The 16,792-nt window shown below is 53.0% G+C and carries 15 protein-coding genes; 13 read left to right on the top strand and 2 right to left on the bottom strand.

Translation table 11 applies throughout. The features are described 5' to 3' along the window. The first annotated feature begins 90 nt into the window (after positions 1-90). The 13 genes from QME66_10045 to QME66_10105 all read left to right on the top strand — a co-directional run bounded on the left by QME66_10045 (position 91) and on the right by QME66_10105 (position 13,807). Entirely contained in the window at positions 91-1,650 is a 1,560-nt protein-coding gene (locus QME66_10045) for a T9SS type A sorting domain-containing protein (protein ID MDI6809306.1), read from the top strand. A 434-nt stretch (positions 1,651-2,084) separates the two neighbouring features. Next, the gene (locus QME66_10050; GenBank protein MDI6809307.1) at positions 2,085-3,164 is read left to right on the top strand and encodes a radical SAM protein; all 1,080 of its coding nucleotides are present in this window, start codon (positions 2,085-2,087) and stop codon (positions 3,162-3,164) included. Between the two features lie 564 nt (positions 3,165-3,728). Beyond that, complete coding sequence (locus QME66_10055) at positions 3,729-4,568, top strand: electron transfer flavoprotein subunit beta/FixA family protein (protein MDI6809308.1); 840 nt, start codon at positions 3,729-3,731, stop codon at positions 4,566-4,568. An 8-nt stretch (positions 4,569-4,576) separates the two neighbouring features. Next, positions 4,577-5,557: an electron transfer flavoprotein subunit alpha/FixB family protein gene (locus tag QME66_10060; protein ID MDI6809309.1), complete on the top strand. Its 981-nt coding sequence runs from the start codon at positions 4,577-4,579 to the stop codon at positions 5,555-5,557. A 47-nt stretch (positions 5,558-5,604) separates the two neighbouring features. Continuing rightward, on the top strand, positions 5,605-6,888 hold the full coding sequence (gene nuoF, locus QME66_10065; GenBank protein ID MDI6809310.1) for an NADH-quinone oxidoreductase subunit NuoF: 1,284 nt from the start codon (positions 5,605-5,607) through the stop codon (positions 6,886-6,888). Positions 6,889-6,959: 71 nt separating this feature from the next. Continuing rightward, positions 6,960-7,805 carry a fumarate hydratase gene (locus QME66_10070; GenBank protein ID MDI6809311.1) on the top strand — a complete coding sequence of 282 codons (846 nt, stop codon included), beginning with the start codon at positions 6,960-6,962 and terminating at the stop codon, positions 7,803-7,805. Between the two features lie 28 nt (positions 7,806-7,833). After that, entirely contained in the window at positions 7,834-8,985 is a 1,152-nt protein-coding gene (locus QME66_10075; GenBank protein MDI6809312.1) for an FAD-binding oxidoreductase, read from the top strand. A 350-nt stretch (positions 8,986-9,335) separates the two neighbouring features. Next, positions 9,336-10,532, top strand: a complete 1,197-nt coding sequence (locus tag QME66_10080) for an aminotransferase class V-fold PLP-dependent enzyme (protein ID MDI6809313.1) — start codon at positions 9,336-9,338, stop codon at positions 10,530-10,532. After that, complete coding sequence (locus tag QME66_10085; GenBank protein ID MDI6809314.1) at positions 10,529-10,762, top strand: sulfurtransferase TusA family protein; 234 nt, start codon at positions 10,529-10,531, stop codon at positions 10,760-10,762. Before QME66_10080 ends, QME66_10085 begins: the two co-directional genes overlap by 4 nt. After that, entirely contained in the window at positions 10,763-11,749 is a 987-nt protein-coding gene (locus tag QME66_10090) for an Lrp/AsnC family transcriptional regulator (protein MDI6809315.1), read from the top strand. It abuts the gene before it with no gap. Positions 11,750-11,915: 166 nt separating this feature from the next. Then, a complete protein-coding gene (locus QME66_10095) occupies positions 11,916-12,251 on the top strand; it encodes an STAS domain-containing protein (protein ID MDI6809316.1) in 336 nt (111 codons plus the stop codon). Next, the gene (locus QME66_10100; protein ID MDI6809317.1) at positions 12,238-12,702 is read left to right on the top strand and encodes an ATP-binding protein; all 465 of its coding nucleotides are present in this window, start codon (positions 12,238-12,240) and stop codon (positions 12,700-12,702) included. Before QME66_10095 ends, QME66_10100 begins: the two co-directional genes overlap by 14 nt. Positions 12,703-12,844: 142 nt before the next feature. Further along, positions 12,845-13,807 (top strand): NGG1p interacting factor NIF3, encoded by a 963-nt coding sequence (locus QME66_10105; protein MDI6809318.1) that lies wholly within the window; start codon positions 12,845-12,847, stop codon positions 13,805-13,807. A gap of 1 nt (position 13,808) precedes the next feature. Here the strand turns inward: QME66_10105 and QME66_10110 are convergent, their stop codons facing one another. Both QME66_10110 and QME66_10115 read right to left on the bottom strand, forming a co-directional pair. Then, the gene (locus tag QME66_10110; GenBank protein ID MDI6809319.1) at positions 13,809-14,438 is read right to left on the bottom strand and encodes a hypothetical protein; all 630 of its coding nucleotides are present in this window, start codon (positions 14,436-14,438) and stop codon (positions 13,809-13,811) included. A 362-nt stretch (positions 14,439-14,800) separates the two neighbouring features. Next, on the bottom strand, positions 14,801-16,393 hold the full coding sequence (locus QME66_10115; protein ID MDI6809320.1) for a FlgD immunoglobulin-like domain containing protein: 1,593 nt from the start codon (positions 16,391-16,393) through the stop codon (positions 14,801-14,803). Between the last annotated feature and the right edge of the window lie 399 nt (positions 16,394-16,792).

Genomic DNA, 16,792 nt, shown 5'->3' on the forward strand with positions numbered 1-16,792 from the left:
GCGCATCCTGGCCAAAGTCACCAAATGTAAAGAAGCGTTAGACGCACTACACTAGTAGTTAATGGCCCGACATGTCCCAGCTCTCCGGGAATGGAGGTCTGGCTCCACTTCAGGGTGATCCCCGGTGCTTGCACAAACACGGGCGATCCATGGTTTGGAGTCTATCCCCCGTTTGCCTGGCATTCAGCCAGGGCGGATACTGCACAGAAAAGAACGATTTTGGCTCCAGATATTTGGATGGGTGCATTCCACGAAGCTGACCCGAACTATGGCCTTGCGAGTGGGAGATGGGGAGGGGAGGGGAACGACATTCTGCCAGACGGTCTCTTTACTTCAGGCACCCATGTTGACTATTACGTTTCGACCAACTGTGAGGGCAGCGCCAACTCTTTTGAGATGAGGAATGAGGAACCGGGTTATGAGAATCTTCCTGATGATGTTGAGGTTCTGCCATCATTCAGCGGTGATGTGGGAGAAGGTCAATATCCATGCGTGCTTTATTGCGACCACAATGACATGCGCGGTACGCAGAGGTGGATGGAGGATGCGCTGAGGTGCGTTCCCACGACCTGGGATCGCTATGATAAGAGAGCGCCTAGCTCCAGTAGGAAGACAGGTATTGGCCGCTCAGCCGGTTCTGAGAAGGGTGCCACGCTCACCCAGCTCCAAGGATACAAGTCTGTTCTCCTGGATGCCGGAGCGATCTATTCGGGCGTGGAAAATGCGGACGTGGACCTTTTCACTTCGTACCTGGCCGGTGCCAGCGCCAGCGAACCGAAGTTCCTCTCGATTCAGGGTAACGACGTCGCGAGGTATCTGAATGCCGCTGCGGCCCGGAAGACATTCATGAACAACTACCTGCAGGCAACGTACGTGAATAGGTACTACTACTCGACATCAGGCAATACGAACTGGTGTGTGAATCTGACAAGTGAAACCGGAAACTACATTCGCGGAGGAGCCGCCGGTGACACTGTTTGTGCGCTCAAAGGGAACATGTGTCCGAATTCGTTCAACATGATTGATATTCAGACAGGAAGCACAACCGGCAAAGCTGAGCTCAAATTCGTCAATCCTTCGAGTCCGAGTCAGAGTTACTACGCTCAGGTGGCGAACCAGGTGAAGGATGCGAATCAGAGCATTCTATACCGCACAGTTCTGAGCTCCTATGCTACAGATCAGGTTCGTTCCGTTGGTTGCCCTGGTGGTGTATCTGGATGGCAGTTTGGCGATTCCGTGGGAATCTGCACCGATCCGCTCAAGGGCTGGCAGCGGGAGGTTCGGGACAAAGTCAGATGGGGTGACATGTATGGGGTGTGTGCAAGTCTCAGCACGAGCATTTCGATTCCCGGTGCCGTGAATGTTGGGTTCGTTGATGCGTTGAAAGGCGCATATCCAAATCCGATGAATCCTTCGACAACTATCAACTTCTCACTGAAGACCCGTGGGAAAGTCTCGCTTCGAGTATTTGATGCATCCGGAAGGCTTGTCAGAAAGTTGGTTGACTCCAGGCTCGAGGCCGGTAGGCACACAGTCAGCTGGGACGGGAGAAACGACAGGGGCCTCAAGCTTGGCTCGGGAGTCTACTTCTACCAGATTGAAACGGAGGGCGGCTTCAAGTCCGTAAAGAAGATAGTAATCCTCAAATAATCCCTGCTCGAATCCGAGGACACATCACTTGATTCGAGCGTGAGTGAGCGTTTCACTGGCTCCGCTCCGGGATGACCCATCTAGGGCTCACCAGGCGGGGAATCCTTGCCCCTCCCAGCCTCTAAAGGGCTGGGTATCCCCACCTTGCTCGCCGAGATGGGTTCCCCATCCCTCCCGCGAAAGCCAGCTCACAGCTCACACCCGCTCGAGAGTCGCGCTTCCTTCGACCAAGTCTCTCCGTCGTCAACGATCCTGGGCCGAGCCCCACATGAATTAAGTGATGTGTCCCAAATTCGTTCCATCGCTTCACAATCGTCTGCGGTCGGCCTGATTGACTGGAGAATACTCGTATGTAAAGATCCATTCTCTTCGAGAGAGAAGATTGATCAACGGGGGATGGGGGACATCTTGCAGACAGGAGAAATGTGGCTCAAGTGAAAAATCGAATCCTGAAACCTGACCTCAGGGTTGTTTTCTGGGAGCTCACCTACGGTTGCAACCTCAAATGCATACACTGCAGGGCAGAGGCGGGTCCGCAGCGTTCGCCTGATGAGCTTTCGACTGAAGAAGCTCTGGAGCTTATCCATCGAATCAAGGAGTTCGCAAATCCAATCGTTGTACTGACAGGCGGGGAACCTCTGGTAAGGCCCGACATATTTGAAATAGCACAAGCAGCGTCTCGGACCTCCCTGAGAGTTGCGCTTGCGACTAACGGCACTCTGATTGATGACAGTGTAGCTTCCCGAATCGTGGATTCGGGTATCCAGAGGGTAAGTATCAGTCTTGACGGTGCATCAAGCGTCACGCATGACACTTTCCGGGGGGTGCCTGGCTCCTATGATGCCGCGATTCGCGGGTTCAAAGCATTGAAGAAACTCGGAATGGAGCTACAGATAAATGTAACAGTTGCAAAGCACAATCTGGCAGAGCTTCCTCAAATCATGCGGAATGCAGAGAAGATGGGCGCTCACGCTTTCCATATGTTTCTTCTTGTTCCTGTGGGATGCGGAATCCAGATAGCACAGAACGAAGAAATCACTCCCCGGCAGTACGAAGAAGTCCTCAGATGGTTCTACGAAGAGATGAAGAACTCCAGGATGGAAATGAAGGCCACCTGTGCTCCACATTTCTTCAGAGTAAGGGCACAGCTTGACAAAGAGGGAAAGAAGAAGCTGCGAGATCCATCCGCAGGTCATGGCGGCATGTCGGGCATGACGCGAGGCTGCCTTGCGGGCAGTTCGGTCTGTTTCGTTTCTCACAGGGGTGATGTCTATCCTTGCGGCTACCTTCCGCTCAAGGCAGGAAATGTGCGCGAGCAGCCGTTCCAACAGATTTGGTTCGACTCACCGCTCTTTGCCTCTCTCAGAGACCTAAGTCAACTCAAGGGAAAATGTGGAGCGTGCGAATACAAGTTTCTCTGCCAGGGATGCAGGGCACGGGCCTATGGCATAAGCGGCGATTACCTTAATGAGGAGCCATTCTGCGTGTACGAGCCTGCGCGAATGAAGACGTGATGCGTTGTTGTCTGGAAGGCTCAAGCAGGTACCGGTGACGAGTGCCGTACAGCAGGTGGGCCCGAGATGTCCTTGAACCGACTTTCTGAAAATCTCTGGACCCCTTCTTGGACGAGGGAGCGACCCCGAAGGGGACGAATTTGCCTGGTTCGAGCCCTAATCGAGTCGTGTTGGCGATGAGCCGTGAGCTGGCTTTCGTGGGAGGGATGGGGAACCCATCTTGGCGAGCAAGGTGGGGATACCCAGCCCTTTAGAGGCTGGGAGGGGCAAGGATTCCCCGCCTGGTGAGCCAGTAGATGGGTCATCCCGGAGCGGAGCCGGCGAAGGGCTCAGTCGCCATCACACAAATTCGAGCGAGCGGGTTCAAGAAGGATCGACATTTTCGGCAGGAGGAAAAGGACATCTCAAAGAACAACGAGCTAACTAGCACCCGAGGCGCAGTCGGCCCTCAAACTAGTTGATTTTCGCTTTCAGATGGGGATAAAATTGCATGTTTTTGGTTCGCGGCAGATGAAGCGAGCAGGTCGACTCTGATTTGGCCTGTGGAGGGTGCAATTCTCGTTGATGTGGCGGCTTGGCACTTCGGCAGCGGACAGCTTTGACAGGGGGATGGATGACATGAACTTGCTAGTTGTGCTTAAGCAGGTGCCAGACACCGATGCTCAGATAAGGATCAAAGACGGAAAGCTTGACACTTCGGGTGTGAAGTTCGTGGTCAATCCCTACGATGAGTTTGCAATTGAGGAAGCTTTGAGAATAAAAGAAAAACGGGGCGAAGTGAAAATTACACTGCTCACCCTTGGCCCGAAAAGGGCGGTGGAGGCCCTGAAGAGCGGTCTTGCCCTGGGCGCGGACGAGGCCTTCCATCTGGTGCATGAGACAATTGACGGCTCTGATCCGTACCTTTCTGCTTTTGTGCTCGCGAAAGCAATTCAGAAACTTGAAGCCGACATCATCCTTTGCGGGAAACAGGGGATAGACTACTACTGCGAGCAAACCGGGATCATTCTCGCAGAGCTGCTTAATCTCCCTCACGTAGCTGTTGTCACGAAGCTCGAGATTTCCGATGACGGTAAGCAAGTTACCGCACACAGGGAAATCGACGGCGGCATCGAAGTGGTTGAGAGCCCCGTCCCTCTGGTTGTAACTGCGCAGAAAGGTCTGAACGAGCCGCGCTACGCTTCTCTCAAAGGAATAATGGCGGTGAGGACGAAGAAAATTGAAGAATGGAGTCTCCAGTCGCTGGGCTTAACGCCTGATGAGATTTCGGGCCAAGCGCGGGTCAACTATGAATCCGTCACAACGCCGCCTTCAAAGCCTCCCGCGAAGATAATTCAGGGAGAAGCCAGGGATGCCGCGCGGGAACTTGTGAAAATACTGATAGAGGAAGCAAAAGTCATCTAGGGGGTGCGATGCCGGGGAAAATTCTTGTTGTTGGGGAAATGAAGGGTGATTCACTCAAGAAAGTCACGCTTGAACTTGTTTCTGCTGCGAACCTGATTGCAAGGGACGGAGGTCTCGAGGTGGATGCCGTCCTCGTCGGAGACGGTTCAAGAAAACTCGCATCCGAGCTTGCCGCGTACCCTGTGAAAACTGTCTATGTTGCAGAGTCTGAATCGCTGAAGAACTACTCCTCTGAAGGCTATTCTTCGGTAGTCTCGAATCTTATGAAAGAGATTTCTCCCTACGGAGTTCTCTTCGGCCAAACACCGTTTGGAAGCGACCTGGCGTCATCGATATCGGGAAAGCTTGGGGTCGGATTCGTATCTGATTGCACAGGTCTCAGCAATGAAGGCGGCAAGCTCGTGGTTACCCGGCCTGTCTTCGGCGGGAAGGCATCCGCGCGGGTAAGCTTCAGGAATTCTTCGCTCTGCCTTATGGGTATCAGGCCAAATGTGTTTGCAGTTGCTGAGAAAGCGAACGGCGCGAAGGCAGCCGTAAAGGAAATCTCCGGCGAGACTGGTCAGATCAGGGCAAAGGTCAGGGAGGTTCTGAAAGAAGTTGGAGAGAGAATCGAGCTGACAGAGGTGAAAATCATAGTCTCTGGCGGAAGAGGAATGAAGGGACCTGAGAATTTCCCGCTTCTCGAAGGACTTGCCGCTGCTCTGGGGGGCGCAGTTGGTGCATCCAGGGCCGCAGTTGATGCGGGCTGGATTGACCACAGCCATCAGGTGGGTCAGACCGGGAAAGTAGTCTCACCAACGCTGTATATTGCGTGCGGCATATCAGGAGCGGTTCAGCACCTTGTGGGCATGTCTTCATCAAAGTGCATTGTCGCGGTGAACAAGGATCCGGATGCGCCGATTTTCAAGTTCGCTGATTACGGGATTGTCGGGGACCTTTTCGAGGTTCTGCCTGTTCTCAAGGAGGAGCTCTCGAAACTCATTCACTAGTGTGGCAGGCCCCGTGGAGAGAAAGAGAAGCAGGAGGGACTGCTTAAGTGGAAAAGATTCTTCTCAAGAACATTGAAGCAAGAAATGCAGCCAGCGTAGATGGGTATCTCTCTCTGGGAGGCTACGGGGCTCTCAAGAAGGTCTTGAAGGAGCTGTCGCAGCGGGACGTAATCGAAGCCGTCAAGACGTCCGGGCTTCGCGGGAGAGGAGGGGCAGGGTTTCCAACAGGGCTCAAATGGGATTTTGTTCCGAAGGATTTCACTGGCCCCAAGTATGTGGTTTGCAACGCGGATGAGGGAGAGCCGGGGACTTTCAAGGACCGGGCAATAATTGAGAAAGATCCTCACGCTCTCATAGAGGGAATTGGAATCGCGTGCTATGCGATAGGTGCACGCTCAGCCTTCATCTATATCCGAGGTGAGTTTGCGAGAGGGTTTCGCGTACTTGAGAAAGCGATTGCGGAAGCTCGCGGGAAGGGAATCCTCGGGGAGAAGACCTTTGGCTCGGATTTCGGGTTTGACATCATGGTCCACAGAGGAGCGGGAGCTTACATATGCGGAGAGGAAACCGCTCTTCTCGATTCCATAGAGGGGCGAAGAGGCAATCCCAGGTTGAAGCCGCCCTTCCCTGCAACAGAAGGTCTCTACGGAAAGCCGACCGTGATAAACAACGTGGAAACTATCGCCTGTCTTCCTCACATAATCCTCCGAGGCCCATCCTGGTTCAGCTCAATCGGGACTGAGAAGAACACCGGTCCCAAGTTGTTCTGCCTGAGCGGGCACGTGAACAGGCCCGGGCTCTATGAGCTTCCAATGGGCACCAGACTAAGAGAGATTGTCTTCGAGAACGGTGGAGGAACTAAGAAGGGAAGAAAACTCAAGGCAGTCATCCCAGGCGGGAGCTCTACTCCGGTGCTGGATTCAACCGAAGCAGATGTTCAGATGGACTTCGAATCGCTTGCGAAGGTAGGCAGTATGCTTGGCTCTGCCGGGATCATTGTCATGGATGATACAACTTGTATGGTCAGAGCGCTTCATGTGATCTCGCGATTCTACCATCACGAGTCCTGCGGACAGTGCAGCCCGTGCAGGGAAGGCACCGGGTGGCTTGAAAGAGTCACGGGGAGAATAGAAGACGGGGATGGCAGGGAAGGCGACATAGACCTCCTTCTCGATATCTCGGACAACATCAAAGCAAAGACAGTCTGTCCGTTTGGTGATGCTGCCATACTTCCCGTTGAGAGTTTCGTTACGAAATTCAGGGAGGAGTTTGAGGCACATCTCAAGCAGAGGAGTTGCCCGTTCGGAGCAAGGTTTGAAAGGACGTTCTAGAGTCGTCTGAGGCGTTTTCTTTGGGGTAGGCCGGAATGTCTGCCCGGGGCTTTCACGGAGGGATTGCGAGTATGAGAAATGTGAGTCTTTCTCGTGTGACAGAGGAAGTAAAGAGAATTTGCATGGAAGCAAGCTTTAATCTGGATGAAGAGGTGGTTTCTGCAATGTCCGCTGCAGCCAAGGAAGAGGAGTCACCACTTGGGAAAGAGGTGCTTTCTCAACTTGTCGAGAACGCCGGAATCGCAGCCGCAGAAAAGATGGCAATGTGCCAGGACACCGGGATTGCCGTCTTCTTTGTTGAAATCGGGGAGGAGGTTAGTTTTGAAGGAAAGGGCCTCGTTGACGCCATAAACAAGGGGGTTGCCCAGGGATATGAAGAAGGATACTTAAGGCATTCCGTAGTGGCAGAACCCTTGAGGGAGAGAAAGAACACGGGCGACAACACTCCTGCCATTATCCATTTCAACATAGTCCCCGGAGACAAGTTTCGCATTGTGATGGCGGCAAAAGGAACCGGAAGCGAGAACATGGCCGCGTTTAGGACGCTGACGCCGGGAGATGGCAGGGAGGGAGTGAAGAAGTTCGTCGTGGATGCTGTCAAGAAAGCAGGGGCAAACCCCTGCCCTCCAATTGTCGTCGGTGTCGGCATTGGGGGAAACTTCGAGCGGTCGGCTATCCTGGCCAAGAAGGCACTGTTCAGATCTTTCAAAGACCGAAATCCAGACCCTTACTATGGTGATCTCGAGGATGAACTTCTCCGTGACATCAACAATCTGGGAATTGGTCCTCAGGGTGTCGGCGGGAGGACGACTGCTCTGGCCGTGCATGTGGAGTTCGCGCCATGTCACATCGGCAGCCTCCCGGTTTCTGTGAATATTGATTGCCACGCCCACAGGCACAAAGAGGTGGTGCTCTAGAGACAGGGTTCGGGCGAGGGGCGCAGAGATGAACATTCCACACAGCTCGGAAGTCGTAATCGTTGGGGGCGGGGTAATAGGCACGAGCATTGCCTGTCAGCTTTCGAAACAAGGAATGCGTGATATTGTTCTTTTTGAGAAGAACCTTCTTGGATTCGCAGAGACAAGCAATTGCGTCGGCGGAATAAGGCAGCAGTTCTCAACCAGTGTCAATATTGAGCTTTCCAGGGAAAGCGTAAGGATTTTTGAGAATTTCAAAGAGGAAACAGACCGCGAGGTTGCTTTCAATCAATACGGGTACCTCTTTCTTGCTGCGAACCCTTCAGAGTTTGAGCAGCTCAAGAGGAATGTTGCTCTTCAGAACTCGCTGCGGGTGAACTCCAGAGTCGTCTCGGTTGAAGAGGTCGCAAAGATCGAAAAGGAAATCAATCTGGATGACATAGTCGGGGGAACTTTCTGTCATGAGGATGGGTTCAGCGATCCTCATGAAGTTACCCAGGCGTTTGCTTCTTTTGCGAGAGAAAAGGGAGCAAGACTCCTGGAGAAAACGGAGGTGGTGGGAATCTCTGTCGAGAAGGAAGGAAGATTCAAGGTTCGAACTCCCGAGGCGGAGATTTCGACTCCAAGAGTCATAGTCGCCGCAGGGTACCGGGCGAAGGAAATCTCTTCCTGGGTCGGTGTTGACGTTCCGATTGCTCCTTACCGGCGGCAGATATTCGCTACGGAAGTTTTTCCCGAGCTTCCTGACACGCTCCCTATGGTAGTAGATTTTCACACCGGCCTTTACATGAGAAAAGAAAGTGGCGGTATCGTCATGGGCATGGTTGATAAGGATGAGCCGTCAAGCACAAACACAATCGTCGATTGGGACTACATGCTGAAGATGGTTGAGTGTGCCGTGGCGAGAGTCCCGGTTCTTGAAAAGGCGAAGGTCATGAGAGGCTGGGCAGGGCTCTATGATATCACACCGGACTCGCATGCCATACTCGGGAAAACGGAAGTCAACGGATTCTACCTGGCTGCAGGGTTCAGCGGTCACGGATTCATGCATGCGCCTGCGGTTGGAAAAGTCATTTCTGAAATAGTCATCAAAGGAAAACCTGAGACTGTTGATGTGGCTGCTCTGAATCTGGAGAGATTCAAATCCGGAGAGGTCCTTACCGAAGGAGCCGTCATTTAGTGTGCCGTCCCAGAAATAGCTTTGCGAAATGCAGGGCGTTTCATAAGGCACACTGCCAGGGGGTATGAGGGGGTCGTGGCCGACCCCCTCAGGGGTGACAGCGGAGGGATGCGACGAGTAGGAGCATCCTGAAGCGTCAGAGGGGCGATAGCCCTTATGAAAGTGTCGTGTCCGGGGACAGAGACGTAGACGAGGAATTTCCGGGACACGACACTAGTTCCGGTCTTTCGACAGTTTCCAGGTTTCCCATTCTTCTTGTACGCCAGTGCCGTCAGGATGATCGTCTGTGAGACCTCTTCCGTCGTGATTGCGCCGCGATTCCAAATGTGACCACCGACAAGGATTTGAACGTGGCAAACAGATTGATCTACTTTGACAACGTCTCGGGAATTCCCGTTTCGAGTGAAGTCCTGCGGTCAATGCTGCCGTTCCTGTCGGAGACGTTTGGAAATCCGTCGAGTCTTCACTGGGCCGGGGACGAGCCAAGGAGAGCCATTGAGGAAGCGAGACAGCATGTCTCGGATCTCATCGGCTCTTCGAAGGAAGAGATTATCTTCACTTCAAGCGGCTCGGAGGCAAACAATCTTGCTATCAAAGGGTATGCTCTGGCAAACAGGACAAAGGGAAATCATGTCGTGGTTTCCCAGGTTGAACATTTCTCAGTGCTTCACTCTGCGAACTCGCTTGAAGGAATGGGCTTCCGGATAAGCCGGTTACCGGTCGACAGCTCGTGCATGGTTGATCCTGAAGAGGTCAAGAGGGCAATTGGGAGGGATACGATACTCGTTTCGGTCATGCACTCGAACAACGAGGTCGGGACAATTGAGCCAATCAGGGAGATTGCGGCCGTTGCGCACGAATCAGGGATAGCGGTTCACACTGACTGTGTCTCGTCATGCGGGAATGTGCCCCTTGACGTAAACGGTCTCGGGATTGACCTTCTGACGCTTTCAGCCAACCAGTTCGGCGGACCGAAGGGAGCCGCTGCCCTCTATGTCAGGAAGAGAACAAGAATGCTGCCCCAGATAGAAGGCGGCATTCAGGAAAGCGGTCTCAGGGCCGGTATCGAGAATACTCCGGCGATAGTCGGAATGGGCAAAGCAGCGGAGATTGCCATGAGGGAGATGCCGGTGTATGCCGGAGAGGTGAAGCTGCTGCGTGATGAGCTCGAAAGAAGGATTCTCGAATCCACCGAACACATCAGCGTGAACGGGCATCGCCGGGAGAGACTGCCGGGGCACCTCAATCTCTCAGTTGATTTTGTCCAGGGAGAGGCGATGCTGGCCTTCCTCAATGATCATGGAGTGGCGGCGTCGAGCGGCTCGTCATGTGCATCCAGAGCCTTGAAAGCTTCTCATGTGCTTACCGCGATGGGCATTCCTCCTGAGAGGGCCCAAAGCTCGCTGCTTTTCACACTTTGGCGCGAGAACAACGATGAGGAAGTGGAACTCGTGGCCAATCTATTCCCCGGCCTGGTGAAACGGTTGAGAGACATGTCTCCTCTCTACCACAACGCTGTCAGAGAAAAGGGGACGGGGAAACCTTGAAAGCAGACGTCACTCTTGATGCTTTCGGACTGCTTTGTCCGATGCCGGTCATAAAGACTGCTCAGGAGATGAAAAAGCTCAAAGCCGGCGAGGTTCTCGAAATCCTTTCAACCGATGAAGGCATAAAGGTGGATATGCCGGCCTGGTGCAAGAACACCGGGAATGAGTTTCTTGGGATTGAGGAATCTGACGGCGAGTACAGGGTCTATGTCAGAAAAGTGAAGGACTGATTGAGAAGAAGACTGCGAATATCTCATCCGCAGGCAAGACTCCTGGACCTTCTCCAGGACGGTTTCCCATTGACCAGACGGCCATTTCTATCAATCGGCAAATCCATGAGGAGAAGTGAAGATTGGGTGCTCACGAATCTGGGAAAACTCATGGAAGAAGGCGTCGTACGGGAGATAAGCGGCATCTTCGATTCCCGAAAGCTTGGATTTGTGAGCACACTTGTTGCGATGAAGCTGCCGGCCCGGCGGGTTGACCTTGCAGGAAAGATCGTCTCAAGAGAGCCGGGCGTATCTCACAACTACAGAAGGGATCACGAATTCAATCTCTGGTTCACTGTGACGGCAGATTCTCAGGCGGCGCTCACGAGAACTCTCGGGAAGCTGAGAACCAGGCTCAGGCCTGAGAGGATTCTGGTCCTTCCGTCTCTGAGGGTCTTCAAGATTGGCGTGAGCTTTGACATGAGTGGCGGGAAAAAGACAAGGAGGAACAGGAACGTGCCATCGCGCTCATTCAGACTTACTTCGTTTGACACAAAGCTCGTGGTGGCGCTCCAGAGGAGGATTGTTCCTGTCAGGCGGCCATTCGAGAGTGCTGCCAGGGAATTTGACATCGAGGAGGGACGGCTGATTGCAGGTGCAAAGGAGCTGATTCGCAAGGGATTCATGAGAAGGTTCGGCGCTGTCTTGAGGCACAGGAATGCCGGATTTGCCGCAAATGCAATGACCGCGTGGAAGATCCCGAAAAATGATGTAGATGCATTCGGAAGGATTGCCTCATCCTTCCCGCAGGTCAGCCATTGCTACGAAAGACCGGTGCTGAGAGGCTGGCCTTACTCGGTTTTCGTGATGATTCATGGGAGGACCAAACGGCAGTGCAAGGAAGTCATGGAGGGAATTGCAGACAAGACAGGAGCCCGCGACTACGAGATTCTCTACAGCACAAAAGAGTACAAGAAGGAGAGAGTCAGGTACTTCGTGCAAGCCTAGGCAGTTAGGGGGTTGACAAAACCCGACAAGAATTCTATTCTGCACAGGTTAGGCTGCTTTGGTGGCTGGGGTTTTCTTCGACGCAAGAGAACCCTTGTTTTGATCCGATGAGGGAATCACGCTCTTGGGTTTTCGGATTCCTGCACTCTGGTAAAGGAGGTTTGAGATGGAGTTGAAGGAGAAGAAAGAAGGAGACGTAGTGATTCTGTATCCAAAGGGTTATCTCATGGGAGGACCTGAGACCGTTGTCGTGGAAAAGAGAATCAGACAGCTCGCTGAAGAGGAAAACAAGAAACTTGTCATCAATCTCGAAGAAACCAATCACCTGAACTCCACTGCTCTTGGGGTTCTCATTGCCGGATACACGAACTATGCAAAGAGAAATGCCAGCATGAAACTCTGCAAGGCCGATAAGAAAATCCACAACATATTTGTGATAACCAAGCTTTCGCTGGTTTTCGAAGTCTTTGAAACAGAGAAAGAAGCCGTTGCCAGCTTCTAGCGAAAAAACCGGACCGGGGGCAAGAGGCGAGGAGATAGCCGTACTCTCCATTCCAGGCCGGCTGGAGTATCTTCCTTTTGCGGATGCCCTTCTCGTTGGTGTGGCTGCGAGTCTAGGGATGGGAGACGACGAGAAGGACGCATTCTCAATCTCAATACTGGAGGCCGGGACAAACGCGATCCAGCACGGCTCAAAATACGACGAGTCAAAGAAGATCGTTTTCAGCTTTATCGTTGAAGACGGTAGCTTGTCGGTACTGGTGAAGGATGAAGGGCCGGGCTTTGAGTTGGACAAGGTCTTGCTCGAGAGTAAACCGGACGATTGGACAAGGCCTCGTGGAAGAGGGATCTTCATTATGAAGTCCCTTATGGGGACCGTGGACTTCGCCTTTGGCAAGGACAGAGGAACGACGGTTCTTCTGTCGCAGCCCAGGCCTTCTGGACATAGTTGACAGAGCAGGGCTTGCCAGATGAGTCCGGAGGCGACCCGGCAGTCTGCCGACGCTGGGAATGTCTTTGTCCAGTGCTGATTGAGGCGATCTTGTTGAGAAGAGACACGGGCAGGAAACGATTAGCGACACGGAGGGGAGCGACATGCGAATCGGTGAGTTTTACAGGAAATGCATTGCCGCAGGGATAGCGGCTGATCCAAGGGGAAAAAAGGGAGTAAGCGAGCTACTCAATAGAGAAAAGAAAAGCTACGAGAAGCTGGAAAAGTACGAGAAGGACCACTACGACCTGGAGAGACTCAAGAATCCTTACGCCGACGTGCGGATACTGTGGGGAGATGAGAAGAAGACCATAAAGAGGATAATGGTCGGAATTGATGCCTTGGGACCCGAAATCATGCTGGCCAGTGAGCTGGGAAGAGTGGGGAGGAAGGTCGATCTTGTCCTGTCCCATCACCCGGCCGGCCTCGCGTTGAAGAAACTTCCGGATGTGATGGATATCCACACCGAGCAGTGGATCCGGTTCGGCGTTCCTCCTCACATAGCGCAGAGTCTCACGGATGAAAGGGTTGAGTGGGCGGTAAGGGAATTTCACGTGAGGAACACCGATGCCCCGGTTGATATTGCCAGATTGGTCGGGATGCCCCTGATGTGCTGCCACACCGCTGCGGATAACAACGCTGCGAACTACCTCCAGAAAAAAATAGACAAAGCCAAACCGCGGACGGTCGGGGACACGCTGGAGCTGGTGAGAGACGAACCCGAATACCGGCACCAAGCCAAACTTCAAGCTCCTGCGATGATAATTGCCGGAAAGAAGGACAACCGCTGCGGAAAGGTATTTGTCGAGATGACCGGCGGCATTATGCCGAAGGATGAAGCTATTTCAGAGCTTTCGAAGCGCGGAATCAGCACCCTTGTTGTCATGCATATGCCCGAGAAGAGCGTTGAGAAAGCGAAGGAAGAGAAAATAAATGTGATCCTTGCCGGTCACATGGCAAGCGACACCTTGGGGATGAACCTTGTCCTGGACTCAGTGCTTCAGCGTGACGTTGAAGTGCTTGAGTGCGCAGGCTTCAAAAGGCTCGAAAGAAGCCGGAGAAAATAAGCTACTTGTAGAGCGCCTTCACTCTGCCCCAGCTTCTGGCATCCAGTGCTGTCGGTGGGGCAGGGACTTCAGCTGTAACTCCCGTTTCTGACCCGGCGCCCGAGATAAGATCATAGTTCTGCGGGCCGGGGAGCGACGCACCGGTCCACGTGAATTCCACCGCGAAATGCCCGCTGCAATAGGTCGGCACGCATGGTCCCCCGTTCATATCAATCGCACCGAGGCTGTCACCCATAGCTATATAGCAGGAAGAAGTCAGGGTCCTGAATCTGATCTTCCAGTTGTTATAGCCGGGCGCAGGACCGGTCTTCGCGGCGGTCCAGCAAGTAGGCGCGCAGCTGGCGGACCAGGTCGATCTCAAAACGTCGTCCGAATTGAAATAGACATAGGCAGTGCTGATCTTGGTCGGGAAGCCCAGGTTTCTTATCCGGTAATTGTAGCGCCAGAGATTGGTGCCAGGGACATTCCCGCCTTGAGGCATCGGCTCAGAAGACGTGTAGCGCACCCAGGTCCCGTTCTCGCAGTGGTAAAGAGCATACCCCATTGACGTGAGCGGTTCAGAAAAGACAGGACGGGTCAAAAGAAATCCGACAGCAAGGACAGCTAAACAGTAGCAAGTTTTCTTGATCATATCACTCTCCCCCCGCAGTGATTTTTGCCGGTGAACTCATCCATATGTTACCAAAACCCTGCCCACAAGTCAATCAAGAAATACCGGCCTATCTGTAGATGGCCTTCATCTTTCCCCAGGATACTCTACTATCCCCGTGTCTCACTCAAGAGGGGAGCAGTATACAACTCTCCCTAGCGCCTCCAATAGGCACTATTCAAACGGTTCATATATTCAGAGCGAAGATGTCGTAGACAAGACCGCGAGCACATTCCCACGCTGTACTTCTACTGCAAGCCGGCTCACGTGTCAACCGAAATCAGTGACACGTGAGCCGAAAACCAACCCCACGTCTCTCTGGGTCTCTGACCTGCCAGAATTCCTTATCTGCTCAAAATCAGCTTTCCAGCCAGCACTTTCCCGCCGGATTCAACCTTCACGAAGTAGGTGCCGGATGCTGCCATCTGTCCGCTGTCGTGCCTTCCATTCCAGTAGAAGGTGTGAGTACCGGAGGCAATATTTCCGTCTGCAACAGTGCTAACCAGGCCTCCCTTTGCGTCAAACACTCTCATCCTAACCGTTCCAAAACCCTCCGGGATGGCAACGGTGAATGAGATTCTCTCTGCAAAAGGATTCGGATAGCCGACGGAAAGCGCCAGCCCATCAGGTATCCTCGTGATTTCTAGAGTTCCCGGCTTCAGTTCGTAGAGAATCGTCGGGGTAGAAAGCGGGATGACACCGGCAGGAACTACCAGTCCATTGTTTGTCCGGTCAGCGATGTCCTTCGCAATCTCGTCGTTGAACGTGAGCCCATCAGCTATGAGCGCGTTGGCGTAGGTTATTGCCTGGGAAACCGTTGCGCCGTCTGCACTGATCACAGTTGACTGGGAGAGCTTGAGAGAGGCAACGTTCAAAAGGAGAGCAATGAACTGCTGTTTTGCTCTGTCAAGCATTGTCCCGCCCTTGTTTATCGTAAGGAGCTGTGTCAGGGCTTCAAGACTATCTGCCCTGCTCCCAGGTGTGCTGACTACAAAGACCACGACCGGGTTATAGATGTTTTCGTTAAAATGAATCCTGATCATCTCCATGTAGTTTGACAGACTCGAAAGGCTCTCTTGAGCCTTTCCCTTGCCAGTCAAATAGACGTTCACCTGGTGCTTCCAGTAGCCGATGGTTCTCTGGTCGGGCTTTATGGGAAGACACGTCAGAGTGAAGGCAGCGTTGACTGTCTCGCCCGTGTTCACAACGACAGTCTTTGTGTGTGCATCGGGGACGTAGCCAATCGGCGCAACAATAGTCAGATGGTAAGTGCCGGGTTCGAGCTCAACAAATGAGAATTGGCCAAGCTCATCGGTGACAGTGCTTGCAATCATGTTGTCCAGTGAATCAAAGAGGTCAACTGTGACGCCGGCAGCAGGCACAGTTGAGCTGCCGCATGTGGCAGTAACAGTCCCCAGGATGTTTCCCAGAAACCCGATTCTCGCAACAATCTCGGTCCATCCGCCTTCAGCACCGCCATTCATCACTTCACAATGCTGAACATCAGGAACCGTAAGCGGGTCTTTCCAGACAATAGTCAGGGAGAATCCTTCGAGGAACCCTCCCATGGGAATCGGGTTTGCGTACTCCGGGTCCATCCACTCGACGAACCACGGATTCGGGTCCGGGTCTGCATAGACTCCGACGTCCCAGGAAGCAGGAGACTCAGCACTTACAAAGTCCGCTCTATCACCAAGGAAATTGACTCCGTCAGAGTCGAAAAACATTAGGACACCGGCAATCACCGGGAAGAGGGAGTTGTTCACGACTTTATAATCATACTTGTAGAGCTGATTTCCAGGAGTTCCCCCCAGATACGTAAGCGTGGTCAAGACCTCGAAGGGTTGCTGTGCAGCAACAGTCCCGACGAAAAGGAAGCTGGTAGCTACGATAACTGCGAGGACCAAAAATGCTGGTAAACTAGATGCAGGCTTCATCTTACCTACCTCCTCAGATGGCGGAGCACGAGGCTCTTAGATGTCATCCCGCCCTCTCGGTTAGTGGAACTAAGTGACTCACCGGGCCCACAGGATAAAACCATGTTACCACAAATTAGACCATAAGTCAATTCTTATTCCTGCAAAGACAATTCTCTTGACGGTTGGGGCCGCTGTCTCTTAGAATTCGGTTGTTGCATCGTTTTCTCGCCTGTCCGCTTGATTCTCCTCCTCCACGTCTTGCCCGATCCGTTGGCAATTGTCTGCGATTGTCAAGCATCGTATTGAACCTGATGAAAGTCGGGGTAATCTGCGGCAGCACCTAGTGTGCCGTCCCAGAAATAACTTTACGAAATGCAGGGCGTTTCATGAGGCACACTGCCAGGGGGTATGAGGGGG

This window comes from Candidatus Eisenbacteria bacterium (genome assembly GCA_030017955.1).
Classification (GTDB): domain Bacteria; phylum Eisenbacteria; class RBG-16-71-46; order JASEGR01; family JASEGR01; genus JASEGR01.

Excerpts from the sequence above, each read along its gene's own strand:
- QME66_10095 (MDI6809316.1), top strand. The coding sequence starts at position 11,916 with ATGGAGTTGAAGGAGAAGAAAGAAGGAGACGTAGTGATTCTGTATCCA.
- QME66_10070 (MDI6809311.1), top strand. The coding sequence starts at position 6,960 with ATGAGAAATGTGAGTCTTTCTCGTGTGACAGAGGAAGTAAAGAGAATT.
- QME66_10075 (MDI6809312.1), top strand. The coding sequence starts at position 7,834 with ATGAACATTCCACACAGCTCGGAAGTCGTAATCGTTGGGGGCGGGGTA.
- QME66_10110 (MDI6809319.1), bottom strand. The coding sequence starts at position 14,438 with ATGATCAAGAAAACTTGCTACTGTTTAGCTGTCCTTGCTGTCGGATTT.
- QME66_10045 (MDI6809306.1), top strand. The coding sequence starts at position 91 with ATGGAGGTCTGGCTCCACTTCAGGGTGATCCCCGGTGCTTGCACAAAC.
- QME66_10055 (MDI6809308.1), top strand. The coding sequence starts at position 3,729 with ATGTGGCGGCTTGGCACTTCGGCAGCGGACAGCTTTGACAGGGGGATG.
- QME66_10115 (MDI6809320.1), bottom strand. The coding sequence starts at position 16,393 with ATGAAGCCTGCATCTAGTTTACCAGCATTTTTGGTCCTCGCAGTTATC.
- QME66_10105 (MDI6809318.1), top strand. The coding sequence starts at position 12,845 with ATGCGAATCGGTGAGTTTTACAGGAAATGCATTGCCGCAGGGATAGCG.
- QME66_10060 (MDI6809309.1), top strand. The coding sequence starts at position 4,577 with ATGCCGGGGAAAATTCTTGTTGTTGGGGAAATGAAGGGTGATTCACTC.